At 53.4% G+C, this 24244-nt stretch carries 18 protein-coding genes, 6 pseudogenes and 1 other annotated feature; of the genes and pseudogenes, 11 read left to right on the forward strand and 13 right to left on the reverse strand.

Annotation, left to right across the window (positions count from 1 at the left end; all coding sequences use genetic code 11):
- Window positions 1–144: 144 nt before the first annotated feature.
- Window positions 145–642 (reverse strand): annotated as a pseudogene (locus J5276_RS28650) (transposase); the annotation flags it as partial.
- A gap of 101 nt (window positions 643–743) precedes the next feature.
- On the opposite strand from J5276_RS28650, the gene J5276_RS28655 reads away from it, so the two are divergent.
- Window positions 744–1975 (forward strand): IS3 family transposase gene (locus tag J5276_RS28655; protein ID WP_229002307.1). Its coding sequence is split into 2 segments (ribosomal slippage): window positions 744–1038 and window positions 1038–1975, totalling 1233 coding nucleotides; the frame shifts between segments, so codons are not numbered across the junction.
- Window positions 1028–1144, forward strand: a sequence feature (AL1L pseudoknot). (Overlaps the previous gene by 117 nt.)
- Before the next feature lie 34 nt (window positions 1976–2009).
- On the opposite strand, the pseudogene J5276_RS28660 reads toward J5276_RS28655, so the two are convergent.
- Window positions 2010–2351: pseudogene (locus tag J5276_RS28660) on the reverse strand (helix-turn-helix domain-containing protein); the annotation flags it as partial.
- A 704-nt stretch (window positions 2352–3055) separates the two neighbouring features.
- Entirely contained in the window at window positions 3056–4168 is a 1113-nt protein-coding gene (locus J5276_RS28665; protein ID WP_209160150.1) for a glycerophosphodiester phosphodiesterase family protein, read from the reverse strand.
- Window positions 4169–4891: 723 nt separating this feature from the next.
- Here J5276_RS28665 and J5276_RS28670 point away from each other — a divergent pair.
- Window positions 4892–5047 (forward strand): hypothetical protein, encoded by a 156-nt coding sequence (locus J5276_RS28670; protein WP_209160149.1) that lies wholly within the window; start codon window positions 4892–4894, stop codon window positions 5045–5047.
- 305 nt (window positions 5048–5352) lie between these two features.
- On the opposite strand, the gene J5276_RS28675 is transcribed toward J5276_RS28670, so the two are convergent.
- Window positions 5353–5727, reverse strand: a complete 375-nt coding sequence (locus tag J5276_RS28675) for a hypothetical protein (RefSeq protein ID WP_209160148.1) — start codon at window positions 5725–5727, stop codon at window positions 5353–5355.
- Between the two features lie 614 nt (window positions 5728–6341).
- Between J5276_RS28675 and J5276_RS28680 the strand changes: the two genes are divergently transcribed.
- On the forward strand, window positions 6342–6959 hold the full coding sequence (locus J5276_RS28680) for a RolB family protein (protein ID WP_209160147.1): 618 nt from the start codon (window positions 6342–6344) through the stop codon (window positions 6957–6959).
- A gap of 630 nt (window positions 6960–7589) precedes the next feature.
- Here J5276_RS28680 and J5276_RS30640 read toward each other — a convergent pair.
- The 6 genes and pseudogenes from J5276_RS30640 to J5276_RS28700 form a co-directional block, all read right to left on the reverse strand.
- Window positions 7590–8162 (reverse strand): annotated as a pseudogene (locus J5276_RS30640) (IS3 family transposase); the annotation flags it as partial.
- Window positions 8057–8419 (reverse strand): IS3 family transposase, encoded by a 363-nt coding sequence (locus J5276_RS30645; protein WP_346016512.1) that lies wholly within the window; start codon window positions 8417–8419, stop codon window positions 8057–8059. The pseudogene J5276_RS30640 and the gene J5276_RS30645, both read right to left, overlap by 106 nt.
- On the reverse strand, window positions 8416–8727 hold the full coding sequence (locus tag J5276_RS30650) for a hypothetical protein (RefSeq protein ID WP_247750039.1): 312 nt from the start codon (window positions 8725–8727) through the stop codon (window positions 8416–8418). Before J5276_RS30650 ends, J5276_RS30645 begins: the two co-directional genes overlap by 4 nt.
- Window positions 8728–8860: 133 nt before the next feature.
- A complete protein-coding gene (locus tag J5276_RS28690; protein WP_209160146.1) occupies window positions 8861–10255 on the reverse strand; it encodes an amidase family protein in 1395 nt (464 codons plus the stop codon).
- Window positions 10256–10295: 40 nt separating this feature from the next.
- Complete coding sequence (locus tag J5276_RS28695; protein ID WP_209160145.1) at window positions 10296–11981, reverse strand: NAD(P)/FAD-dependent oxidoreductase; 1686 nt, start codon at window positions 11979–11981, stop codon at window positions 10296–10298.
- 162 nt (window positions 11982–12143) lie between these two features.
- Window positions 12144–12893: an isopentenyl transferase family protein gene (locus J5276_RS28700; RefSeq protein ID WP_209160144.1), complete on the reverse strand. Its 750-nt coding sequence runs from the start codon at window positions 12891–12893 to the stop codon at window positions 12144–12146.
- A 949-nt stretch (window positions 12894–13842) separates the two neighbouring features.
- Here J5276_RS28700 and J5276_RS28705 point away from each other — a divergent pair.
- Window positions 13843–14606, forward strand: a pseudogene (locus J5276_RS28705) (IS5 family transposase).
- A gap of 276 nt (window positions 14607–14882) precedes the next feature.
- Window positions 14883–15821, forward strand: a pseudogene (locus J5276_RS28710) (IS110 family transposase).
- Between the two features lie 255 nt (window positions 15822–16076).
- Here the strand turns inward: J5276_RS28710 and J5276_RS30870 are convergent.
- Window positions 16077–16188: pseudogene (locus J5276_RS30870) on the reverse strand (transposase domain-containing protein); the annotation flags it as partial.
- 658 nt (window positions 16189–16846) lie between these two features.
- On the opposite strand from J5276_RS30870, the gene J5276_RS28720 reads away from it, so the two are divergent.
- Together J5276_RS28720 and J5276_RS28725 are read left to right on the forward strand one after the other, a co-directional pair.
- Entirely contained in the window at window positions 16847–17464 is a 618-nt protein-coding gene (locus J5276_RS28720; RefSeq protein WP_209160151.1) for a TetR family transcriptional regulator, read from the forward strand.
- 144 nt (window positions 17465–17608) lie between these two features.
- Window positions 17609–17941: a hypothetical protein gene (locus J5276_RS28725; RefSeq protein WP_209160152.1), complete on the forward strand. Its 333-nt coding sequence runs from the start codon at window positions 17609–17611 to the stop codon at window positions 17939–17941.
- Window positions 17942–18013: 72 nt separating this feature from the next.
- On the opposite strand, the gene J5276_RS28730 is transcribed toward J5276_RS28725, so the two are convergent.
- Both J5276_RS28730 and J5276_RS28735 read right to left on the reverse strand, forming a co-directional pair.
- The gene (locus J5276_RS28730) at window positions 18014–18895 is read right to left on the reverse strand and encodes an ImmA/IrrE family metallo-endopeptidase (RefSeq protein WP_209160153.1); all 882 of its coding nucleotides are present in this window, start codon (window positions 18893–18895) and stop codon (window positions 18014–18016) included.
- On the reverse strand, window positions 18892–19422 hold the full coding sequence (locus J5276_RS28735; RefSeq protein WP_247750040.1) for a helix-turn-helix domain-containing protein: 531 nt from the start codon (window positions 19420–19422) through the stop codon (window positions 18892–18894). Before J5276_RS28735 ends, J5276_RS28730 begins: the two co-directional genes overlap by 4 nt.
- Before the next feature lie 37 nt (window positions 19423–19459).
- Here J5276_RS28735 and J5276_RS28740 point away from each other — a divergent pair, with 37 nt between their 5' ends.
- From J5276_RS28740 to J5276_RS30660, 4 genes are all read left to right on the forward strand, one after another.
- Window positions 19460–20533 (forward strand): patatin-like phospholipase family protein, encoded by a 1074-nt coding sequence (locus J5276_RS28740; RefSeq protein WP_247750041.1) that lies wholly within the window; start codon window positions 19460–19462, stop codon window positions 20531–20533.
- A 3-nt stretch (window positions 20534–20536) separates the two neighbouring features.
- Window positions 20537–21583 (forward strand): cyclic GMP-AMP synthase DncV-like nucleotidyltransferase, encoded by a 1047-nt coding sequence (locus J5276_RS28745; RefSeq protein ID WP_209160155.1) that lies wholly within the window; start codon window positions 20537–20539, stop codon window positions 21581–21583.
- On the forward strand, window positions 21576–23402 hold the full coding sequence (locus J5276_RS28750; protein WP_209160156.1) for a ThiF family adenylyltransferase: 1827 nt from the start codon (window positions 21576–21578) through the stop codon (window positions 23400–23402). The genes J5276_RS28745 and J5276_RS28750 overlap by 8 nt, the downstream gene beginning before the upstream one ends.
- 367 nt (window positions 23403–23769) lie before the next feature.
- A complete protein-coding gene (locus tag J5276_RS30660; protein WP_229002309.1) occupies window positions 23770–24018 on the forward strand; it encodes a hypothetical protein in 249 nt (82 codons plus the stop codon).
- The last annotated feature ends 226 nt before the right edge of the window (window positions 24019–24244 follow it).

The following is a 24244-nucleotide window of genomic DNA, read 5'->3' on the forward strand; positions in this document are numbered from 1 at the left end:
TTTGCAGGCCAAGTCCGCTGATCGTCGATGACATAGGCTACTACCTGCCTGTCGTCCAAGGCAGCGGCCGGTCAGCCCCGGCGGCAGGATATATTGCAACGTAAAACGCAATATTCTAGCTAGGCCAAAGCTGATGCACCCGCTTCAGTAAAGGTATATGGCGCTGGTTTGAAGGACGGATGCGAGGATCTGGTCGGCGGATTCGGCCCACTTGTATGGTGTTGGTCTTTCGTTATGATTTTGGATGAAGGCGTCGATGTCAGCTTCCAACTCTGCAGTGGAGCGGTGTACGCCGCGCTGCAACTGCTTTCGTATCAACTCTGCGAACCAGCGCTCGACCTGATTGATCCAGGATGCCGACGCTGGCGTGAAGTGAACATGCCAGTGGGGCCGGCGTGCGAGCCATGTTTTGACCCTCGGGGTCTTGTGGGTCGCGTAATTGTCCATCACCCAATGCGCCTCCGGCCCATCAGGCATTTCAGCGTCGATCCGCTTCAGGAAGTCGAGGAATTCGGTTGCCCGGTAACGCTTGTAGCAATGGCCGGGTCGGCGATACCCGGTGCCATGGGTAGCACAGGCCTCGCGATCCAGTGCCTGGATTTGCGATTTCTCATCCACGCAAAGGACGATCGCCCGGTCCGGGACATATAGAGGCCGACGATGTGATCCGACGGATGGTGTTATGCGACAGTCTGAACCGCGCCGGGTTTGCCGGAGACCTCAACTCGTGAGAAGTAGGGTCTATGACAAGCAAGACGACAAACAAATTCTCCCCTGAAGTCCGCGCCCGCGCCGTTCGAATGGTGGCGGAACATGAATCCGAGCATCCGTCCCGTTGGGCGGCGGTTTCCTCGATAGCGGCCAAGATCGGCTGCTCGGCGCATACGCTCAATGAATGGGTGAAGAAGGCGGAAGTCGATACTGGCAAGCGGGCCGGGTTGCCGAGTGATGTGGCCGAGAAGATGAAGGCTCTGGAACGCGAGAACCGCGAGCTTCGTCAGGCCAACGAGATTTTGCGCAAGGCCAGCGCTTATTTCGCCCAGGCGGAGCTCGACCGCCCACTGAAGCGATGATTTCCTTCATCGACGAACATCGTTCGGTGCTCGGGGTCGAGCCGATCTGCAAGCTGCTGCCGATTGCCCCGTCCACCTATTATGACGCCATCGCCAAGCGCGCGGACGTGGATCGATTGTCGGTCCGCGCCCGTCGCGACATGGCGATGAAGATCGAAATACGTCGCGTGTTCAATGAGAACTTCCAGGTCTACGGTGTGCGGAAAGTGTGGCGGCAACTACAGCGGGAGGGATTCGATATTGCCCGCTGCACCGTCGCACGGCTCATGAGAACGATGGGTCTTCAGGGCATCATTCGAGGCAAGCCGGTCAAAACCACCGTGTCGGACAAGGCTGCGCCATGCCCGCTCGATCGCGTCAATCGCCAGTTCAAGGCTCCTGCGCCAAACATGCTCTGGCTCTCTGATTTCACCTATGTCGCGACCTGGCAGGGCTTCGTCTACGTGGCCTTCGTCATCGATGCCTTCGCCCGCCGCATCGTCGGTTGGCGGGCAAGCCGGACCGCACATGCGGGCTTCGTGCTCGACGCTCTCGACCAGGCACTTCATGATCGGCGGCCCGTCCATCGCGGCGGGCTCATCCACCACTCCGACAGGGGCGTGCAATACGTGTCGATCAAGTATTCCGAGCGGCTGGCGGAGGCAGGCATCGAGCCGTCGGTCGGCAGCGTTGGCGATTCCTATGACAACGCTCTCGCCGAAACGATCAACGGCCTTTACAAGGCCGAGGTCATCTATCGTCGGGGACCATGGCGCAACTTCGAAGCGGTGGAGTTCGCCACGCTCGAATGGGTCGATTGGTTCAACCACCGCCGTCTTCTGGAGTCCATCGGAAATATGCCTCCAGCCGAGGCCGAGGAACGCTACTACGTCATGCTGGACGAACCAGCCATGGCCGCATAACTTAAACCAACCGGTCTCCGCTAAACCCGGCGCGGTTCAGTCCGCTATCGGCCGCCATCGAACGAATGGACCAGTGCGTGGCATCCTTGGGCGTAGTGTTCAAGGTATGCTCGACGACCTAGGCAACCTGAGCGTCGGAGACAGATCGCGGTCGGCCGGCACGATATTCATCCGTCAGCCCTTCGATACCATCCTGTACGAAACGGCGGCGCCATTTGCCAACAGTGCGCTCATGAACACCAAGGCGTTCGGCAACGTCCTTGCTTTGTAGACCCTGCGCGCACAGCAAGACCATTCGGCAGCGATCGGACAAGAAGCGTGGCGCTTTATGCCGGCGCACCTGAGATTCGAGAAAACTTCTATCCGCATCGCTCAGAACGACGAGATCCGCCCATCAGGCAGCCGCTCAGCAAGCTCATCTCGAAATTAAATTGCAACTGTAATGCTACGTTAGGGGTAGGAGTTTCAATGGCAATCCGGAGGATGGCAAGAGGAAGGCGATCTACCCTTCTGCTGCAAGGCTGGTACGACCAGATGGGCTGGAAACCATTGAGGCATTCGAAGTCGCGTTGCCTACGGCTGCCGACAGTGGGCTAAAATTGTTTTCTCCTAACGAACGAGAATCCGTCATTTGGTGAATGCATGACGATAGTCTGGCAAATTTTACTTTTGATTTACTCAAATTGGTTTAGCGGAGTGCCATCCGTGTTGAGACACATTTCCCTAGAATGTTTGATAAAACAAAAATCGATCCATTTTTAGTGAAATATATGAAGTCGAATGTAGCCGAAACTACCTTGATTTAAGTGAATAATAAAAAATTTAGCAGGCATCAAAATATAGAAGACTCTACAATGAAAATAAGATTTTACTTTTATAAGATAATAAACTTATAAAATATTGCATTACGAAGAAATAAGATATTTTACATCACGAGGCGTCAACATTCGAATTGGGTAAATCGCGCGAGGGTGGGCTATGCCCAGTTTTATTGCACACTCAAACGTAAATATTATAAATCAGGCCCTCAGGCCAATACTATTGAACCGTAGGACATTCATCAGCGAAGAAGGCCAAAGTTTATTCTTCTTCACTATCGTAGATATCAAGGTGAGGTGTATGCCAGTCAACCGCACGTTCAATGCCAACGCTCTTCCAAGCAAGCAGAGCCATGTCGTCCTCAGAGCGGTCAGAAATCACCAAATCCGGAAGATCATATAGTAGCGGTACACCAAGGGTCCCCTGGCGACAGCGGATATAATGGCGACGATCAGTTTCCCATGCTTCTTCTCTGCCTGTGAAGAATTCGTTATGGAACTGCAACCTCCGTCCATGTGTTACGGCACTGAAGTCGTAGGTGCGGGTTCCTGTTGAGAGTTTAAGGTTTGGCCGCGCTTCCCTTACATTGGGATCAAACTTTATATAGAAAGCCAAACGCGTGCTTGCCTCGCTTGATCTAAACGCGACTCTTTCCTCCTCTGTCGCCCCGTCTTCCAATTCGTCCTCAGAAACATGAGACAACATAGTTTGGACTGCAAAAATGGATATGTCTTGGGCAAGAACGGAATCTATCCAGTATTTTGCAGCCTCATATATTTCTTCAGCAGTTAGGTGGAAATATCCCAAATCCTTTGCGATACGAACCATTTCCTTAGGAAAAATCATGGGCATGAGATAGACATTTCGTCTCCATCCAGATTTCGGACTAGCGCTCTCTACCAATTGTACGAAGTGATCCCCATTGGAATACTTGAAGGTGTAAAACAGCAGCGCAACCTTGCCGAAATACTTTCGCTTGTAGCTCAGCCAGGCCACGATTAGATGAGCTTCGTCCTCACGGCCATCGAGAAAGAAGGTCGCGTTTGGATTCACCTCAAGTGCGCTGTCGAGAATATCTTCAAGAGTATTTATCGTCTGGTCAGTAACCCTGTAATTGGTCTCAGAGATCGTGCCGTTTTCAATCTCGCGAATTACCACCGGTCTTCCAACGATCTCGTGGGAGAGAAATTCTTTGACAGGCTTGTCCTCATCTAAAGCAGCCACGCGGAATACGTTAAACTCATGAGCGACAATTGGAACACCGTCCGCCGTAAGCGCAACGTCAATTTCACATAGGTTTCTACCCCCCTCTCCGATCGCGGCCAAAATAGCTGCTTTTGTGCATTCCTGAATTCCCCCACCCAGATTGTACATACCTCTGTGCTCTACAATCTGCACATCGAGTTTCTCATTGATGTTCCGGAGCAGATTTGGCACCGAGTGGCGCGCCAGTACGTCAGAGACACTTATTCCTTCAGGGAGATCCCACGCTAGCTCCCAAATCGGCCAGTTGGTGTTGCTCTGGCGTCTCGGCTTCCTCTGACAGATTACCTGAAGGCAAGTTAGTGCTAAGCCAGAAACAAAAAAATTAAAACAAAATGAACAAAACTATAAACATACCTCCATTTCGTCTCTTTTTCTGCTGCTATTTTGCCCCTCTATATAGATAGATACTCTTCTAGTGCTACACCTCAACTATTATTTATAGAGGGAGTGGCCTGTGTTACTGACGTAAGCGCTTATGTTGGCGCGGTACTGAAGTCCAAAATAGCTGGCGAGGCGGGCCATCGGCAGCGGCTTGTAAGTCAAGCCTGGCGTAAAAATTTCAATGCTGTTGAGTCTATTCCATCTTGATATTGTGACGTTACTGCTTACGAATTCGGGTCGGTATTGGGTTTATTATTACTGCTAGGAATAGCGATTTTTTCAACAAAGGACAAAGTTTTCAAACATGGCCGGCCAATTGTCAGAGGTGCCTTATCCGTTGATTTCAGACATTGTTAGGGGTGAACTAGCGAAGTTTATTTGCAGGAACGTTCAGCAGATAGGTTTCTTAGTTCAATTCCCCTCGGCTTGCACTTAGTCACAGAGATATTTGTGCAGATAAAATTCGCTGTGAACTGGAAGCCTTTGACGCAAAATCTGCTGGGCGAAAACAACAAAGCGCTTCAGGCGATAGAGAAGATTAAGGCCGCTCACATCGTTCGCGTGAATGAAGAACCTCGTGGGCTCGCTGATGACTTCAACATCTAATGGAACTCATAATGATTGAACTATCTTAAGCGTGCAAGAAAGATTGTAGGCGCATTTCAGAATAATTTTAAACACAAACACAGTTTAGTTAAAGCGACTGGCTTGTTGAAAGCATTCGATGGTTAAGTTAGTAATTCTCAAAAGACCAGGTGATGTGTTCAACAGGCATATGCAGAATAATACATTAATATAGATTGCCAGCAAGTATAATAAAAAATACAACCATTTCCTTTTATTTAATTATAGCGTAACGATCGCTTATTCAAGGAAATTTTTTTAAGCGGGTTCTCCCATGGGGAACCTTTTCAAAGAGTGCCGTACGCAACAATTGGGTAGAGAACATCTGTGTCAGCACATCTGGCATAGCCGCCGCGTTGATCCACTAGGAGAAAGAATTCGCTCGGAAAGAGCGCTATGTAGTGGGTGTGGCTACAACTGTTTTTAATCTGCTTAGGATCGGTCGACACAAACGTATCCTCCTTCTTCCCCGGGAGATAGAGAGTTCCTTCAAAGGTTCGGCGAATAATGTTTTGGTCCCCATACATGTAGATCAAGGGATCAGATGTTCGCACCGTCTCGCCAGTGTCTAAAATTTTGGCTTCTCCATGTAGCTGAATGAAGCTCTGAATTGCGCCATCGAGATCGTAGGTCGCCAAATCTTCTCCGATATAATTCGCCATCGGCCTTCGTGGGTGATAATATTGATGATAGGCTGAATTTATATTGCTCAGTCACAAACATATATATTGCAATAGAATTGCATGATTGTCCAAGTTCAAGCACGCAATTGTTGAAAGTGGCTGTCATTTTTCTGTAGAATTCTGATTACTACGTGATTTGCGCTGATTGGTTAGGGCTTAACCTAATTGCTGCGCATTTTTGACTTTGCTAGGGGGCGGCCCAATCTGTTCACATTGTGGTATGCTTAATGAGCCTTCTGTCAAATGGCGGTGCTGGCGCTATCACTGACATTCGAGCCGGGAGGGCCCTGATATGCCTACTAGCTGCGTGCTATCTTAAATAAACGACACTTTCGGCGCACGCAGTTTGAAAATTGCGTTCTGTGATTGGCCCACCGGCGACCGCGTGCGCTCGACTTTTGACCATAAGAGAAGATCTAGTCCACAAGCTGGCGAGATAACTCATGCATGTGCCATCGCCAAAACTAGCGGAGGATTGGTACAAAAAGATGACTTCAGGAGTGGCGTCATCGCGCTTCTCGCGAGTATAAATCATTTAACCCCACCCCACTTAGTCACTCCGACAAATCATTCTCAATAAGCGATCTCTAACTATGACGGCTCCTCAATGGGCGGTTCGTGATTTCACCTTTATCTTCCGCGAGCAAGAGCTCAGGATTCACTTGGAACAAGCGGAGACTGACTACAGTAACACGATGCGTAATTCCATGTACTTCCACCCGTCCGAACTCAACCCTGGCGAGTTCGATGATGAGTACATTATGAATGATCAATACCTCAGTTTTGTGTATGCTGACGAAACTACCGCCCGGCATTGCGCCCTATATCGTCTCCTTCCCTCTAGTTCCTCTAACCACGGGGCGGTGGCAACTGAAATAGCGCCCTGGATGCTGACCCCTCAACAACTCAATTATGTGCTACAGCAGCGCTGTGATCAGGGAGGGCTAATCAATTATTATCATGGCCCATCGACCAACTTGTTCTATCTAGCTATTATGAGAAGCTCGATGTTCGTGCGATTTGGGACAGAGGTGATCGAGGGTGAAAACTATGGGTTCTTCGCGAGAGGCGGGAACTACGTAGAAGAGCGCGCAGAAGACGCAGAGGTTGAGGAGGAGGAAGATGGAGAAGAGGAACAGAGAGAGCATCAAATTGGCGACTTGATCCATTATCCGATCATAGCTGTTGGATCGTGTGATGTTATTCCATAGATCGTAAATTATACATGATGCTTCATCTTCCAGATCCCTAGCAGTGTCTTATGTTTTGTGTTGCTTCGCTTTTAATAAAATCGCGGTTTTTCGGAGAAAATTTCGACATACGTATTATTGTCTTTTTAATATTATCCTATATTGAGACATACGATTTTAATTTTAAACTCCGTGCTTGAGATCAATGTCATTTCTGCTCTTATAATGTGCGCAATATCTACACTATTTTAAAGAATCTATTCCCAAGTTATTTTGAATGCTGCTTCATGATATTGCTCTCTGAAATTCGGATGTTCCGCTTCTGTGTGAGCTTGTTGTGGAGCAATGAGTTGCTGATCACGGCTCTCTCCACACCGCTCTTTTAACAAGCCATATCTACCTTGGGCATTTCCCCATGACCGCGCGACGCCTCGAGTCTGGCGCAATTTGCTAAGCGACTATTTCTTTGTTTTAATTTTGGCGATTAGCAAAGTGTAGTATCTCACTCATTAATCTTTTTATAGACACATTTGTTGGGCAGGATTTATCGTTATGTCATGTTCGTTAATTCGTGCATTCATATAATAGTTAGAGGTGGCTCGGTTTGTCTGAACAGTTTCGGGCGTTTCGCTAAGTGGATTTCCGCCTCGATTATGCTGCCATCATCATCGGTGTCAGCGCGTTAAAGTAAGCCTGATCCGGCGTCTGCCGGTCAAGGGATGAATGTGGGCGTCGGCTATGGTAAAAGGTCAGATATCGGCCAATGCCGACACGGGCCTCGGACACGGTCTTGTAGGCGTGAAGGTAGACCTCCTCGTATTTGATCGAACGCCAGAGCCGCTCGACGAAGACGTTGTCCCGCCACGCACCCTTGCCATCCATCGAGATGGCAATCTCAGCCTTCTTCAGTACCGCCGTGAAGTCCATCGAGGTGAACTGCGAGCCCTGGTCGGTATTGAATATGTCGGGCTTGCCATAACGGGCCAGCGCTTCCTCGACTGCTTCGACGCAGAAGGCTGCCTCCATCGTGATCGACAGTCGCCAGGACAGAACCTTCCGGCTGAACCAGTCCACAACGGCGCAGAGATAGACAAATCCGCGAGCCATCGGAACATAGGTCAGGTCCATCGCCCAGACCTGATTGGGCCTGGTAACCGCCAGCTTGCGCAGGAGGTAGGGATAGATTTGTGCCCAGGTGCCGGTTTCGACGTGTTCGGGCGACGGTAGATCGCCTCGATGCCCATCTTCTTCATCAGCGTGGCGACGTGCAGTCGACCGGTTTGTAACCCTTCTCCCCTCAAGAGCCCTTGCAACATCCGACTTCCGGCAAAGGGGTAGTCAAGATGCAACTCGTCGATCCGGCGCATCAGAGCCAGATCGCCGTCAGACACCGGACGAGGCAGATAATAGACACTGCCACGGCTGAAGCCGAGAAGCTTCGCCTGGCGCACGACTGATAGCTTATGCTGGCGGTCGATCATTTCTTTCCGCCCAGCAATCCTGCCTTGCCGAGCGCACCGGATAAAAAATCGTTCTCCAGTGTGAGTTCGCCGATCTTGGCGTGCAGCGTTTTGACATCGACGGTTGGACCCGCCGGTTCCGCCTTCGCTTCATCACCAAAAACGCCTGTCGCCCCCTCAAGGAGCTGGTCTTTCGATTGTTTGATCTGGTTGGCGTGCACGTCAAATTGCTGGGACAATTCCACAAGCGTCTGCTCGCCCCTGATGGCCGCGAGCGCCACTTTTGCCTTGAAAGCCGGGCTATGGTTCCGGTGCGGTCGTCTTGTCATGATTTCTCCTGTTTCCGGCATCTAAGCTGAAGTCAGGCAGAAATTCCACTTATCCTGGCTGTGCAGTTTTCCCGAGCCAGCTCTCTCGCGCCTATTCAAGCGGCAACAGCCACGCATATGTCGGCGCCGCGGTTCATCCGCTGTTTGGCTCAAGACGCTCGGCTCTGGATAGTTGCTTCTTCGAGCCGACTTGTAAGCTTATCACTTTCTCGAAACGCGTGGCAGCTTCCAATAGATACCGATCGTGCCCAAATGCAGCATCAAAGCTTAATCCCACTGGGAGGGCGCCCTTCGGAGCGACCGGGATCGTAATCGAAGGAAGCGCCGCATTGCTGGCGAGGTCGGTATTTCTGATGCACTTAGCAAAGATGTCTGGGTGTGCGGCCTCAGAAACGAGCGGTACCGCCTGGGGGACCGTAGGATAGGCTAGCAGATCGATGTCGCCGAAGTTAAAAAGCGCATTGATTTTCCGCCGCAATCGTCCGACATTGGAAATTGCATCGGCATAATGGGCGGGAGTAATCAGCCCGCCGCCCAAGTGTGTATGAATTAAACTGCAAACATTCTTGTCACGAATGTTCTCGAAAACCTCAGATATTTTGTCTTCCCAACCTAATGAGACTAGCGCCCTTGGGAAGTCCAAAAAGAATTCGTAAAGCGGCACCGTAAAGGTGATCGTCTGACTCAGTTCAAGTATCGAGGCATCGTCTACCTCCACGCATTGATGCCCGACAGACTTCAAGCTATCGATTGCAGCACGGCAAACCGACTTGACGTCGACATCTAGCCCGGTCCATAGCGAAGACGGCAGGCCTATTCGCAAAGGCGACGTATCAGCAGCCGTCGCCGGTTCGTCAGGTGAGAGCAACTTGTAGACAAAAAGGGCATCTGCCGCGTTGCGCGTCAGCAGACCGGGCGAATCTTTGGTTCCCGATACCGGAATGATGCCGGACGATGACCATCTCCCGCTTGTGGGCCTAAAACCGGCAATGCCGCAGAAAGATGCAGGTATCCTTACCGAACCACCAGTATCGGTACCAACTGCAACCAGTACAATTCCTGCAGCCACAGCGGCGGCACCCCCGCCACTGCTACCTCCAGCGCAATAGCCAGGCGCTACCGGGTTTCCGACGGTTCCCCAGTGAATATTTGCCGACGTGACACCAAAACTGAGTTCATGCATGTTGTTCTTGCCGGAGACCACCGCTCCCAAAACTTTCAGGTTCCTGACGACTTTAGCATCACGCGGAGCGATGCAGGCCGCCATTGCGGACGTCCCAACGGTCACCGGTTGCCCTTCCACACAGATGTTATCCTTAAAAGAGACAGGTATCCCAAAAAGTGGAGCGTCCACACAGGCGGCATCAGGCTTGGCAAACGATTGCTCAACCCCACTATCGTGGATAAAACAATTGAGCTGGCTGTTTCGAAGCATCGCTGCCAATGTCGCTTCTCTGATTTCCAACACCGAGATTTCCCCGGCCTGTATTTGATTGCAAATCTCCTCGAGAGTGGACCTTACGAACATTAAAGTAGCCTTTTTTACAGGACGATAAATCTACCGGTTCTCAATATCGATAAGCGGAAGTCATCTCATCGATAGGGTTCCCCTCTAAGAGCTGCCCGCCACAGCTGCGGATAACAGCACAAGCGGCATTCAAGCCCGTTTGTAATGCGCCCTCGACCCAGCCGCCGGTAAAGGAGCATCCACATCCTGCGAGATACAGGCCCGTGTCTTCTTCCGGTCTTTTTGCTGTAGTAAATTGGAAAAATAACTGCTGTGAATAGATGTCTTCACCAGGATAATTGAGTTTGAAAGCACCTATTGAATAGGGATCCATCAGCCAATCGTGCTGCAGAACGTGGCGTTCATAGTCACCGTTCGCCGGAACTAAATGGCGAGCAAAATCAGCGGAAATGGTGGCCAGGTCATCGACCAGGCGCCGGCACCTTTCTTTTTTGTCCAGAATGGAAAGCATTTTGTTAGCATCATCTTCCCATGTATAGCTTAATAGCACTACGCCCTTACCATCTGGATCATCTGGCTGATAATCTAGACAGTAAACGCCTCTGGCAAGGCCATCGGACAGGATGGTTGTAGGCAATACCCCTTTCAACCAGAACTTGCTTTCTGTCAGCATAAACAGCTTGGAAGAGCCAGTAAGGTGAGTCTGTCTGACCGCTCGCAAAACCTCGTTGTTAAGAAATGTTCCATCCGCCGTGAGACAATGGGCCAGTTCCATAGCCCGATTGCTGGTGGTAACGATGACGCGGTCAAAGGGCTCAACCTGCCCTGTAGCGCCCATCAAAAGTATTTGGCCATCCTGTTTGTAGATACGGCTCACATGACCGTTGCGGACACGCTGCTGCAAACTCACACCGTGAAACTCCTGTTCAGCCAACCGTTTCACCAACAGGGAGATCCCTCCCATGATCAGGCGCTGATCGTCCTCGTACCCGTTGATCACCAGACGCAGTATCTCGGTAAACGCGGCTTGGTACACAGGTAAGAAGCCTCCAGATCCAATCCCCAGCGATCCGAAAAGCTCAAAATCTTCCGGTCTTTTCCAAGGAACGCGCCCTGGCGGCCGCGGTCCGGTAAAGATGGTGACCAAGGCTGAATAGAAAGAGAGGTCGCGAAACGAATCTAGCCAAGCCTGCCAAGCCTGACGAGCCTCGTCGAAGCGACGCGACCGAAGCAATGTTGTGATCTTAGCTGGTGCCGGCAGTTGAATTCCTTCGTGCACATAACCGTCGTTGATCAAAGCTTGCCATCCTTGATAAACACGCTTGAACAGAGGCGGCGGAGATTCCCCAGCCTGCCATAAATAGCGCTCACCTCGATAATGTACCTCAGTATCCACGATGCCCGGATCGGGGAATGAAGCTGCGGTATCTATCCTGAATTTGTCCAGATAATGGAACAGGCAGGTTGCGCTGGAAGGAAATCGCATAGCACCCATCTCGGCAATGAGATTTGGTTCGCGCGGGTCGAAAATTTGTGACCAAGCCCTTCCACCCATACGATCCCGCGCCTCAAATAGCACGAGATCCGTTATTCCGGCCCGCAAAAGTTCAGTCGCCGCCACCAAGCCACTGATGCCGGCGCCCACGATGCCAATCCGGGGACGGAGACTGTTTTGAGCAACGCTCCCAATACCACCTTCACAATCGCTCAATCGCAAGAACGATCCATAATCATATAGAAGATCGATACTCGGTAATGAAGTTGTTGGGATGGGACTGTTCAGCATATCGCTCTCCAATGATGAACATATTTTTCGAGAGCCAGTGTCGCCGCCCTCGGAATGCCTGCCCCTTAAATTGGGACGTCGCGGCTACATCTTAGAAGTGGCTGCTCACAGGGTGTCACAAATAACGACGTGTTTTTGGAAAGAACTTGCTACCTTCTGTACTTAGCGATAGCAGATCTCGTTAGTCGAAGACGATACAGCGTATGGATTGCTCAGCCGGAATCCATCGTGTTGCCCGCAATCAGGGAAGTCGCGCTCTTGCCACTGCGCGTGATCAAAATATTCGTCGGCGATCGCTGCTATCAGCGCCTGCTGCCGCGTCGAATCGAGACGTAACAAATCGCTGATCCCAATATTATGTTCCCTGGCGAACCGGATCGCACAACGATACCCGTCGATATCCTCCAGTATTGGCCGGAGCGCCTCCTGCTTCCAGAGATCCACCAACTCCTCCAATAGAGACGGGCGGTCGTTCTTGACAGCAAACATTTCCGTAACCCTACGTCTAGCATGGGGAAGGAAAACATCCCGAGTTGCAAGGCGCAGTCGTCTTACATGCCATCGAAAAGCGGCGTTCCAAAAGGGGTCCTTGGCCATGCAGTTCAGAAGGGAAATCGAACCACCTTCGAGGATGAGGCCAGGAGATTTCTTGCGATTCTCCACTTCCGAGATGAGCTTACGATGAGCCGCCTCTGCTTCGATCACACCTGCAGCGAGCGGGCGTGAATCCAGATAGATTCGCTGAGTGGACTGCAGTTCCGACGCCAAAGGACGCCCGCTGCCGGTGGCAATTTCAGGACAGCACTGGACTCGATCTAGCGCAATTACAGGCCAGCCGGTTTCTCGTGCCACCTGGATTGCCAAATCGGTTTTTCCGCTGCAGGTCGGTCCATAAATAAGATATATCAACATGTGCACCTCGTGCTTGTTTATCGACTAGCGGACGTGACGCGACACTGTCTCACGGTCAATACTTTCAACTGTCCATGGGCTACGCCGCGCAGATTGTAAAAAAACAACAGTAGAAGTAGATTGGCTAAGATATCTGAGTGCGGAGATGGTATTTATTCTAGACACAACCATAGCAAAAGGCGTCTTCCGTTTGCAATACGATTGTAAACATTAATTTTATGCCTTATTAATGTAAAATATTGATTGTTATGATTAAACTCAAAAGCTCTCATTTGACAGCGGTTCGCCTGCTGTAGCTCCTGACTCCCAAGCGCACCGCTCACGCTGACCGGTTAATGAGGACATGATGATCAAGGATCGATCGTCTCATTCGTACAACCAGAAGCGGTCGGCGGGTCGGGGAACAGCAGCGGTCTGAGGATTATCTGGTCGGTTGCCGCGAAAGTTGAAATCTTGGAGGCGCAACTCAAACACGTTGGTGATCGAGTTCCGAGGCGTGGTTGGCTACCGCATTCCCGATTATGCGTCTGGGGCTATTCCGATCTTATTACTTGCGTCGGCCCAGGGCCGGCCAAGAAGCGACTAGCGCGTGTTACCCTGCCGTAATCCCGCCTCCAGCCATAGGCGAGGTGCAAAGCTCGCTTCGGCGATCTACGATCTGATCGCCTGCGTCTCCCTCGCAGCAGCCCAGATGAAGCCGGTCAGCTCCCGGGTAATGGACGTGCAAACCGCTGTCGTTCGCTTTCCCAGAGTGGCGAGCAATTGATATCGAGATGTCAGCCGACTCTAAGCCTTCCATGCAATCTCTCGAACTTTCGATGGGGCCTGCTACATGAGTTAGAGCTTTTTCGTGCCGACCTTCAGCGTATGCCGATTAGGCGGTAAACTCATAAATTCTCTTGTCGCATTGCGTTCCGCGTGATTCAAGGCTTCCGAATTAGGAGCTATGATGACACGCCGCCGCTACGAACTCACCGACCACGAGTGGTCAATCATTTCGTCCCTACTGCCGAACAAGCCTCGCGGCGTTCCTCGTGTCGATGACCGACGGGTCCTGAACGGCATCCTTTGGCGCTTCCGAACCGGCTCGCCGTGGTCGGAAGTTCCAGAACGTTATGGGCGGCCAACCACCTGCTATAACCGCTTCGTCCGTTGGCGTAAGGCCGGTGTCTGGGATCGTCTTCTTAAAGCCGTTTCAGAGGCTTATGACGGCGACATCGTCATGATCGACTCGACCTGTGTTCGCGTTCATCAACACGCGGCCACGGGAAAAAAGGGGATCGAGACGATGGTTGCATGGGACGTTCCCGCGGCGGGCTCACGAGCAAAATCCACGCGCTCGTCGATGCCGAAGGTCGGCCAGTCACGCTCCGTCTGACCGGCGGCCAGATTGCTGACTGCACTGAAGCCGATGCACTGACAGACGACCTCGGCGAAGGTGATATCCTGCTTGCCGATAAGGGTTATGACACCAACGCAATCCGCGCCAAGGCGGCCGAGCGAAAGGCCTGGGCCAACATCCCGCCGAGGGCAACCCGCAAGGGCTCCTTCTCGTTCTCGCGCTGGGTTTACAGGCAGCGGAACCTTGTCGAGCGTTTCTTCAACAAGATCAAACAGTTTCGAGGTATCGCCACGCGCTACGACAAGCGCCCGGAAAACTATCTCGCAGCTGTCAAACTCGTCGCCCCAAGAATCTGGTGTCAGAGTTTATGAGTCGACGGCCTAGTCCAGGCGCTCTCGACCAGCATGTGCCGGACCCGACCGTTACCAGCTTGTCTTATAAACTTCTTGCTTCTTCGTGAGATAAAGAAGCGCCGGAGAGGACGGCTATCCTCTTCCGGCGATGGGGGACGGGTCGTTGACGTGCAGGCCGCCATTCTTTCGAATGCCGGGCCGAACTAGAGTTTGATCGCCCCCATCTTTTCCAATCGTCCTGAACGGATACCCGAGTTTTAAGGCTCGGATGACAAGCATGGGAGATGAGAAAAGATGACGGATATTACCATCGGCGCGGACATCTCGAAAGACCATATCGATCTGCACAGCCTGGCTGAGGGAAGAACCTTGACGGTTGCCAATGACCGCAAGGGATTTGCCGCAATTGTCCGATGGATCGGCACAAAGGGCGTGGAGCGGATTGTCTATGAACCCACAGGCGCCTATCACAAGGCCTTCGAGCGCTTCATGATGGTCCAAAGGCTGCCGCTCTCCAAGGTCAATCCGCGCCTTGCCCGACGTTTTGCTGAAGCCACGGGCAGACTGGCCAAGACCGACAGGATCGATGCCGGACTGCTGGCCCATTACGGCGCACTTCTGGCACCGCGCATCCTGCGAGCCAACACGCAAATCCACAACCACTTGAAGGAATTACATGTCGCGCGTCTGGCCCTGATCGAGGACAGGACTGCCGCAAAGAACAGGGCGAAGAACGTCTCCACCCTGCTATTGAAGAGACAAAATGTCGATAGGCTCAGGCAGATCGAGCGCCAAATGAAGGCTGTGGACGAGGCCATCATGGCGCTGATCGGCGCAGATGTCTCCCTCAAAGCCAGGTTCGATATACTTGTTTCGATTCCTGGCGTCTCGTAGATCACGGCCTTTACGCTCCTAATCGAGATGCCCGAACTGGTCGAGCTGGATGAGAAGGCTGCAGCCGCATTATCCGGACTGGCACCCATGAGCCGCCAGTCCGGACGATGGACCGGACGCGCTTTCATCGCTGGCGGAAGGGCCATCGTCCGCCACGCGCTCTATATGCCAGCTCTTGTCGCATGCCGCTTCAACCCGCAACTCAAGACGAAGTACGAAGAACTCACTAAAGCCGGAAAGCCACCAAAAGTCGCGATAACAGCCGTCATGCGAAAGCTCATTGTGCTCGCAAACGCATTGCTGCGGAAAAATCGAAAATGGCAGCCAAAACACGCTTGATCAAAACGGATACTCTAGTAATAGAACCCCTTCTGACCGTCTCACCCGTTGATCGCTCACCACGTGTCATTACCGGAGCGATACTCCCCAATAGTCGAGAAAATTCACACGGCATTGACAACCACAGACCAGGCTGGGATAGCCCATCCCTTGGCGAGGGCGAACGCCGCCTTCCCAGGAGCGCACGCCGGCAAGGAACTCCTGCAGGCTCTCGATGCTGCGGTCGGTAAAGGGTGTGCTGCCCTCAGTTCCACGCAACAGTTCCGGTAGCCGTGATACGGGAAATGCCAGGACTGCGGGCGAGCACGTCGGCCAGCCAGGCCTGCGGATCGATATCGTTCATCTTTGCCGTGACGATTAAGGAACAGATGAGTGAAGGAAGCTCAGAAGCTCGCCACGATGTTGACGACGCCAGGTCGTCAACAGTGATCGCGACAATCCATATCGCTGGGCCGTCGCCGGCCCCTGCCGAATCCTTGCGGGCTCTCATCAACGATCCAAACTTTCTCTCGTCTGATCAATCCCGCCGGCGACCAAGATCGTCGGCGGACAATATTTCAATGGGGGTAAATGATTGTAGCACATGACATAAGCCATGGACATAACGCCAGTCAGCAAGTCAGGACAGGCGGCCTTTAGCGGAGGGGTACTCTTGATCATGTTGTTGGCAAAGCGTTCTTGACGGCAAGTCATCGGAACATCCTCCTCGTTGAAGAGGACGCCGAGGCGCTTCTAACTACCACTGAAAATGGTAGTCCCACTCTAAAGTCATGTTTAGAAAAGAGCGATGTTTAGGTGGGTGCAGGGTAAATCAAGGCCCTTTTGCCGGCTACCTGAAACGCGTTGTCTAAAAAGCGGAATGATATTACGAGCGCGGGCGACACGCACACCCAGGTCGGCGATGTTAATTTTGTAACGAAATTATCGTGACAAATCATGACCTGTTTCTTATTTCTTGTTTCTCGTGGGCCGGCTGAAAAGCGCTCGCAGGAGGATTTGTGCGGCTGGAAACAGGGAGGCGATGCATGAGAAGGACGTCGGAAGAGGCTGCAGCTACCCGAATGCGGATTTTACGATCTGCCGAAGTTGTCTTTATCGAAAGAGGATACGATGACGCCTCCTTGCAGCAAATTGCCACCGAAGCGGCTGTATCAACCGGCGCCGTTCAGTGGCATTTCGGACAAAAGATGCACATTCTACTAGCCTTGCGCGATGAGCTATGCTGGCATGGGAGAAAGCTGGGCCGGCTCCATGACGCGGGTTTGGTTGAGAAGCCATTGAAGGCAATCGCCGAGATTGCCGCATCAGCCATTCAATATTTTGCAGACAATGCAAACGGCAGGCAAATTCTCCAGATCTACGATAAGAAGGTCTCCGATACAGTGGCCCTCTATGATGAAGACCGCAAGTTTCAACAGGAGATGCGTGCTACGTTAGGGAGCATCTTTGGATACGCGGAGGCGAGAAAGGAATTATCAGATCCCTGGACGTCGGACACTGCGGCAAATACCTTTTGGTTTGCAATGCGCGGAACGTTCCAGACCTGGCTGGAGGAGGATCCGCGGTTTGACTTGAAGTCCGACGGCACGCGTATCGTTCAAACGATGCTTTCCTCATACGAGCGCGCCGACTATGGTCACTAGATAAAACGAGAAGAGTTCGCTCGACAATTCGATTTTATAATCGCCGAGCGTTTTCCGGTACTTCCTCAAATGAGGTGGAGTAGATGCTAAACCCGACAGACCGCCCTCCATTCGAGAGGGTTTGAGCATGGAATTCTGCACGTCATGCGCGACCTTGAACGGCGAAAGGCCCTGTTGCATCCGCTGGCGAGAAAATACATTGCTGAGCTCGTGGATCCTGCTTTGCCTTCTCTCAGTCGAGAGGCAGTGGTTTGGCACCACGGAATCAAACCGGGTACAAGCGTGAATCTGAAAAAGCTTTCGAAGCTGCTGAACTTCAGCCCCAACACGAAGGTCACCAAGGCGCGACCGCGTCTCGATCGCCTTTGCGATCTAGGTCTGCTCAATGGTCGTCATCGCGGTGAATACTCGGTCTCACTGGGGCCTCGCGGCGCTCTTCGTCAAACGCGGCTACAGAATGATGGCATCAGAACGTAGTCATTGGCAGCTCAAGATTTAGTTTCAGCTTATAGGCTCGACTGAACTCGAACTTCTGAGCGAAGACTACCATCAGCGCTTGAAGCGTGGCGTCCAGCTTTCGATCAATTCCTGCTGCTCGTCCTCTTCGTCGGGCTCCAATTCCTGCCCGATCTTGTTAGACGTGAGAACAGTCAACACTTTTCCGTAGGCGCCAAGGCCAAGGGACTCTTCCTTGACGGTTTCGCGTGTGGGGCCTCCAAGCCACTCCCGGACATCGATCTCATCCTTGACCCGCTCCCCGGCGGCAACGCGCATCGGATTAGCAGCGAGCGTGGCAGTCACGGTACCCAGGGGCAACCTGAGCCCCTTCCGAAGCCAGTCCAGCATTGGGAGCGATTTCATGGCCTCGGACATGAAGCAATAATCAATGACACCGCCGGTGCTCATGATCACGGCCGTGGCAGCATCGCTGATTTCCGCATACCGGATTGCAGCCGCCGTCCTTGAGGCTATACAGAGGTCGGCGATGGCTTCGATCGCCGCCAGGCCGGGCTTCTGGCGGTCAATTTCCTTGCGGAACGGCTGTTCCGGCATCAGCAAACCAGCTGCAAAATGGTCGGCTTCAAGCTCATAGGGATCATTCGTGACGAATCCGCCGCGAGAAACGTGAATGCCGTTCTGAATAACCTGATCCACGTGGCCCGGAAGAAAATAATGGCCGAGCTCATGGGCCACGCTGAACCGTTGAAAGCCTTCGCTGCGAATATGGGTCGCGTAGACAATGCCGAAATCGTTTCCGTGTCGGAGCAGCATCCCTGAGACGCCATCGACCTTTTCCGGTTTGCCCTCCACCATGATGTCGCGACTTGCGGCAATTGCAAACGGATCGACCGGAAGAGACAGGAGTTCCTCTTCCTTTAGCAGCGCCTCAGCAGCTTGCCGTGCCATCTTAAGGCTGAATACCTTGCTCATCCACCCGAACCCTTTTTCTCAGCCGCGCGTCGCGCGAGCATCTGCAAAAAGTCTTTCGCAATTTCACGATCATTTCCTGTCAGCTTGCTCATGTCACGGAACAGCGGGTCGCCGTCCTTTGCAAGCTCCGGCTCTTCGGATCGCCCCAGCAGGTAATCGGTCGTAATCTCGAGTGCGTTTGCGAGTCGGCGCAGTGAGTCGAACGACGGCTTGCGTGTACCCGTCTCAAAATGAGCGATGGAGCTCGCAGGCATCCCCGCTTTTTTTGCGAGTTCATCCTGGTTGTAACCCCTTAGAATCCGGGCACTTTTCAGCCGTTCCTGAAAAATTTGCGACGGGTTCTTTTCTTCTGGCATGTCTACTCCGGCATGAAAATCTTGACGAATTGTAAACCACATCATATATGGATAGACAGTTATCTCATGTCGAATGCGACAAGTCCAAGAGAAAGAAGCGATGTTGGCCGGTAGTTCAGATGAAGTTGCACGTACCGCGTCGCCAGACAAAGCGGACGTTTCGTCGCTCAAGCGACCGTTCCGTGTCCTGAGCCTCGATGGTGGCGGGATGCGCGGGATCTACACCGCGGCGTTTCTCGCGCGGCTTACTGATCAGTTCGCGCGCATTCGCGGGACAACCCCGCTCGATCTTGGCGCGGGCTTCGATCTGATCACTGGTACCAGCACTGGCGCAATCGTCGGATGCGCCCTTGCTGTCGGTCGTCCGATGCAAGAGGTCGTCAACCTTTATCGCGATCACGGGCCAAAAATTTTTCCCCATCGCATTACTGGAAAGCGCAGCGCGCTCTTCCGCGCGGGACGCGGCAGTACCTACGTGCGCCAAGGTGATAAAGCACTGCGCGAGGCGCTGACAGCTGTTCTTGGCACCAGGACGATGCTCGACGTCTTCCAGAGGCGTAATATTTCCCTTTCCATCCCTGCGGTTCTGATGAGCACGCATCGAGCGTGGGTTTTCAAAAAGACGCCCCGGAGCGGTGTGCGGGACGATCTCTATCCTCTTGTCGACGTCTGCATGGCGACGAGTGCCGCGCCAATCTACCGGTCGCTTGCTGCCATTGATGACCCCAATTCGGTTGGCGGGCCGAAGCAGGTCTTCGCCGATGGCGGACTCTGGGCCAACAACCCTATCATGGTTGGTCTCGTCGATGCCCTCACCATTGCGGGACCCGATCAGCCGATAGAAATCTATTCGCTCGGGACCTGCCCGCGTCCCGAGGGAGATCACCTTGATGAGGAATCGGCTCATCGGTCGATGCTGGACTGGTCCCTCGGAGCCGACGTCGCACCGTTGAGCATTTCCGCACAGGAATTTGCTTTCGACAATATGGCGCGCCTTCTCGCCAATGCGATGAGCGACTGCGGACGCTCAATTCGGCGCGTGAGGTTCCCCAACAAGGCAGTGCCCGCGAGCATGATGCCCTATCTCGCGTTGGACGATACCCGTCCGGAGGCGATGGATCGGCTTGTTCATCAGGCTCACACGGATGCGGATTTGACGAAAAGTGCCTGCGACGATCGCAACAACCCTGAGGGGGCAATGATCTCGCGTCTCATGAATGATCTGCCGGCCATGCCGGTATCGGGTGTTGTGTGGCCGATCGATGATGGCCGGAAAGGATAAGGCATGTTCGACTGTTCAAAAGATGTCCGGGCCTACCACGACCAGGATGTGACCCTGCCGCAGACCGAGCAGGATAAGATGCGCAATCGCCGTGACGCCAACCGGACGCGGCTTCGCAACGGGTTGCAGAAGGCAGAAAAGCCCGGCCCTCTGGAGTTCGTCAAGCAGGGCAGTTACGCGATGAAGACAATGGTCCGTGACCCGGACAATGATTACGACATCGACGATGGCGTCTATTTCGCCAAGGAGGATCTAGTCGGGGAGCGTGGCGCCGAGATGACCTCTCACCAAGCGCGCTCGATGGTGCGTGATGCCGTTGACGACGGAAAGTTCAAGCGAGCACCAGAGGTGCGCTCGAATTGCGTCCGCATCTTCTATGAGGCGGGCTATCACGTCGATCTTCCCGTCTATCGTCGCGTCACGACCTCCACGATCTTTGGAGACGTATACCACTACGAGTTGGCTGCAAGCAGCGGCTGGAAGCGCTCCGACGCACGCGACGTCTCTACCTGGTATGAAGATGAGCGTTCAAATTCTTCGGATGGCCGTCAGTTGCGCCGCATCAATCGCGACCTCAAGAAATTTGCGCGCAGCCGGTTCAACTGGCGTTCATCGATCTTGAGCGGTTTCGGCATTACCGTCGTCTTGACCGAGCGCTACCAACATTCCACCCGTGAAGACAAGGCGCTCTACGACACGATGGTGTCGATCCGAAACAGGCTCGATTGGAACCTGCAGATAGCCCATCCGGTTACGCCGAACAGCGACATCACCAACGGCAATGATGACGCGCGCGCGCGGTTCTTCCGCGACAAGCTGACCGATGCGATCGATATGCTCGCGCCGCTGTTCGACACTGACTGCACCCGTGAAAAAGCCCTGAAATGTTGGGACAAGGTCTTTGCAACAACCTTTTTCAGTGAACGGCTGGAGGAAGAGAAAAGGGCCAATGCATTTGCGCCGGCGATCATCGGTTCAGCCGCTCTTCTCGGTCAGGCAGCCGCTGCTGCCGCTGCGGTGAGCAGCGCAGGTGGCGGACGCCATGCATGACTTTAATCCATCGCTTGAATGGCGACAGGCCGCGCTTCAGCTCGAGGCGCGGCTGCGGGCCCTTCTAGGTCAAGCGCCAGAGCGGTTGGACGGTCACACGATTTCGACCTCCTATCCAAATCGGAGTTGGGTCGCCGCCTGGAGAGTGAGCATTAAGTTTAGCGACGGCAAGACACGGCGTATCGATGTTGTTGCGACGGCGGCATTTCCGAGAATCCCCGTTCGGACCGCGCTGGTAGATCATCCCGAAGCTTTGACATGGCCGCATGTAGAGGGTGATGGGATACTTTGTTTGCTACCGAATATGGCAGAGGTCGATCCCGACGACCCAACGGCCGTCGCAGAAAACCTCCTGATCCGGTCGGTTGGTCTGATAGAGGAGCTGTTACAGGGCGATATCGTCGAACGGGACTTCAAGGAAGAGTTTCTGACCTACTGGGCCTACAAGACCCACTCCGATGGCAGCCGGTTGTTCAGCCTGATTCGCCCGGCAGCGCCATCGCGCTCCGTGCGCGTTTGGAAAGGTGAGGGCATCACCGTCGTCGGCCAGCACGAGGAGACTCTCCTGACCTGGGTTGCGCGGCGGTATGGACAAGGCGCAACCGGCAAAATTACGCAGGGCGCGTTCCTCTGGATGGAAACCCCACCGCTTCCGGCACAGTATCCGGACAGGGCAGCCGACCTCTATTCGCTGGCGGCGGAACTAGGACCAGATTCCGTTAATGCGCTCGAGGATGCCGCCCGCCGAATACCTGAAGAAATTGTCACCGTCATTGGCGCCGAGGGCCGTGCCGGCGCTGGCCTCATTGCCGTCCGGACATTGAATCCGAAATTCGCGCATGGCCGACCGTCACCGGTTGCTGAGCCAGTGACGAAGGGATTTCGCGCTGGCAACGCTCCGCCAACATTAATCAGTCAGCGATTTTTCGGGAGGACACCTGTGGTGAGATCGTCAGTGCAGCGCGCCGATGTAGCCTGGATACACGGACGAGGGCAGGATCCCCGAACCGAGAGACTTCTCTCCTCCACTGTTGTGGTCATCGGTTGCGGTTCAGTCGGCGCGCCCGTCGCCTGCTCGCTGGCGCAAGCTGGCGTCGGCCATCTCGTTCTTGTCGATCTTGACGAGTTGAGCTGGCCGAATGTCGGTCGCCATCCTCTAGGGGCGACTGCGATCGGCAAGAACAAGGCGATTGCCCTGGCTGAGCGCTTGCAGATGGATTATCCCCATCTTCTTATCGAAAGCCGGTCATATGGCATGAGCGCGCTCCTTCAGTTGGACACCGAATTGCTCACCGAGGCCGATCTTATCATCTCGGCGACGGGCAGTTGGGCGGCAGAGCATGCTTTGAACGACTGGCATGTCGAGCAAGGCAGGAAGAAGCCAATCCTCTATTGCTGGACCGAAGCGCACGCTTGCGCAGGACATGCCGTGGCAATAGCCGAACACGGCGGATGCCTGCAATGCCATCTCGGCCGCACCGGTACCCCGGATTTTAAAGTGGTGGATTGGCCAGACGGTGGCCAAAACAAGGAAGAGCCGGCATGCGGCGCGCATTTCCAGCCTTACGGCCCTGTTGAGCTTTCCTTTGTGAACGCTATGGCCAGCGACATGGCGCTCGACTGCTTGCTTGACGCGCCAAGCACGTCAGCCCATCGGATTTTTGCTGCCCCGCACAAGCGCATTGGGATGCTGGGCGGGGTCTACAGTACTGACTGGTATTCCGAGTTCGGGACAAAAGATGGGGATGGTCGGGTAGTCGATCGTCACTGGAGCCTACGCGGTTGCGCTGCTTGCCGCCGAGCGCCTTCTGAGAAATAATCATGTTATCCAGAACGTTGAGCCTCTGGCTGACTTTTCTCTGTGGGTAAGGGAAATCAGGCAGGCCAGGCTGCGGCAGTAATCAAACGCCTTCTTGTTTTGTGAAAGCCGGGAAATGGCAGATCGCGTTGTACATACCAGCCGGGGCAAGTGGTCTTCACCAAGAATTCCGCATAAGGGGTGGACTTGCGTAGGCATCGACGATCTTGAAGCGCCGTCGCAGGAATGTGAAATGTGCGAAAGCGTTGATGTGCGCTATGTTCATTACATGGAGCCTCCGCACTATCCGGAGACACTTGCTGTGGGGTGCGTATGCGCGGAGCATATGTAGGACGATTACGTCAGACCAAAGCAGCGTGAGACGGGAATGCGTCTGATTGCCCGCCGGCGAAAATCCTTGGCCGCGAAGAAGTGGCGGATTTCGCAACTAGGCAATCATTTCGTCAACACTGAAGGCTTTAATCTTACTGTCTTTGAACGCGGTGAAGGATTTGGGATCTTTGTCGCGCGTCGCGGGACGGATAAGCGTCAGATTGGTAGGAAGAATTATCCGAGCCAGGAAGGGGCTAAAGCTGCCGCAATAAGCGCGCTCCTATGGGCGAAAACGCACTTGTGAAGGCGCCGCAAGAGTCTAACGATCGCCCATAGAAAATGTCCGTTCCGGCAATTCGCGGCGTAAGCACCTCATGGGTTGCCCTGTATCACTGCGCAGCTTGATCTCCCGTACAAAGGTTTCCCCGACATGCTATCTCTCTTTCGATGAAATGAGCGCGATCTCGATTCCCCCTCTCCCTACGGTCGTAGTCAAAGCGTCCACAGAGACAAAAAATAGGGCCACCGGA

The sequence above is a fragment of the Agrobacterium sp. S7/73 genome, from assembly GCF_019355535.1.
In the GTDB taxonomy this organism is placed as follows: Bacteria; Pseudomonadota; Alphaproteobacteria; order Rhizobiales; family Rhizobiaceae; genus Agrobacterium; species Agrobacterium tumefaciens.

What these genes read in the sequence shown, in the direction of transcription:
- J5276_RS28740 (WP_247750041.1), top strand. Translation starts at nt 19,460, where the DNA reads ATGCGCGGGATCTACACCGCGGCGTTTCTCGCGCGGCTTACTGATCAG.
- J5276_RS28730 (WP_209160153.1), bottom strand. Translation starts at nt 18,895, where the DNA reads ATGAGCAAGGTATTCAGCCTTAAGATGGCACGGCAAGCTGCTGAGGCG.
- J5276_RS28675 (WP_209160148.1), bottom strand. Translation starts at nt 5,727, where the DNA reads ATGGCGAATTATATCGGAGAAGATTTGGCGACCTACGATCTCGATGGC.
- J5276_RS28695 (WP_209160145.1), bottom strand. Translation starts at nt 11,981, where the DNA reads ATGCTGAACAGTCCCATCCCAACAACTTCATTACCGAGTATCGATCTT.
- J5276_RS30650 (WP_247750039.1), bottom strand. Translation starts at nt 8,727, where the DNA reads ATGACAAGACGACCGCACCGGAACCATAGCCCGGCTTTCAAGGCAAAA.
- J5276_RS28690 (WP_209160146.1), bottom strand. Translation starts at nt 10,255, where the DNA reads ATGTTCGTAAGGTCCACTCTCGAGGAGATTTGCAATCAAATACAGGCC.
- J5276_RS28700 (WP_209160144.1), bottom strand. Translation starts at nt 12,893, where the DNA reads ATGTTGATATATCTTATTTATGGACCGACCTGCAGCGGAAAAACCGAT.
- J5276_RS28725 (WP_209160152.1), top strand. Translation starts at nt 17,609, where the DNA reads ATGCGCGACCTTGAACGGCGAAAGGCCCTGTTGCATCCGCTGGCGAGA.
- J5276_RS30660 (WP_229002309.1), top strand. Translation starts at nt 23,770, where the DNA reads ATGCGTCTGATTGCCCGCCGGCGAAAATCCTTGGCCGCGAAGAAGTGG.
- J5276_RS28720 (WP_209160151.1), top strand. Translation starts at nt 16,847, where the DNA reads ATGAGAAGGACGTCGGAAGAGGCTGCAGCTACCCGAATGCGGATTTTA.
- J5276_RS28680 (WP_209160147.1), top strand. Translation starts at nt 6,342, where the DNA reads ATGACGGCTCCTCAATGGGCGGTTCGTGATTTCACCTTTATCTTCCGC.
- J5276_RS28750 (WP_209160156.1), top strand. Translation starts at nt 21,576, where the DNA reads ATGCATGACTTTAATCCATCGCTTGAATGGCGACAGGCCGCGCTTCAG.
- J5276_RS30645 (WP_346016512.1), bottom strand. Translation starts at nt 8,419, where the DNA reads ATGATCGACCGCCAGCATAAGCTATCAGTCGTGCGCCAGGCGAAGCTT.
- J5276_RS28665 (WP_209160150.1), bottom strand. Translation starts at nt 4,168, where the DNA reads ATGTACAATCTGGGTGGGGGAATTCAGGAATGCACAAAAGCAGCTATT.
- J5276_RS28745 (WP_209160155.1), top strand. Translation starts at nt 20,537, where the DNA reads ATGTTCGACTGTTCAAAAGATGTCCGGGCCTACCACGACCAGGATGTG.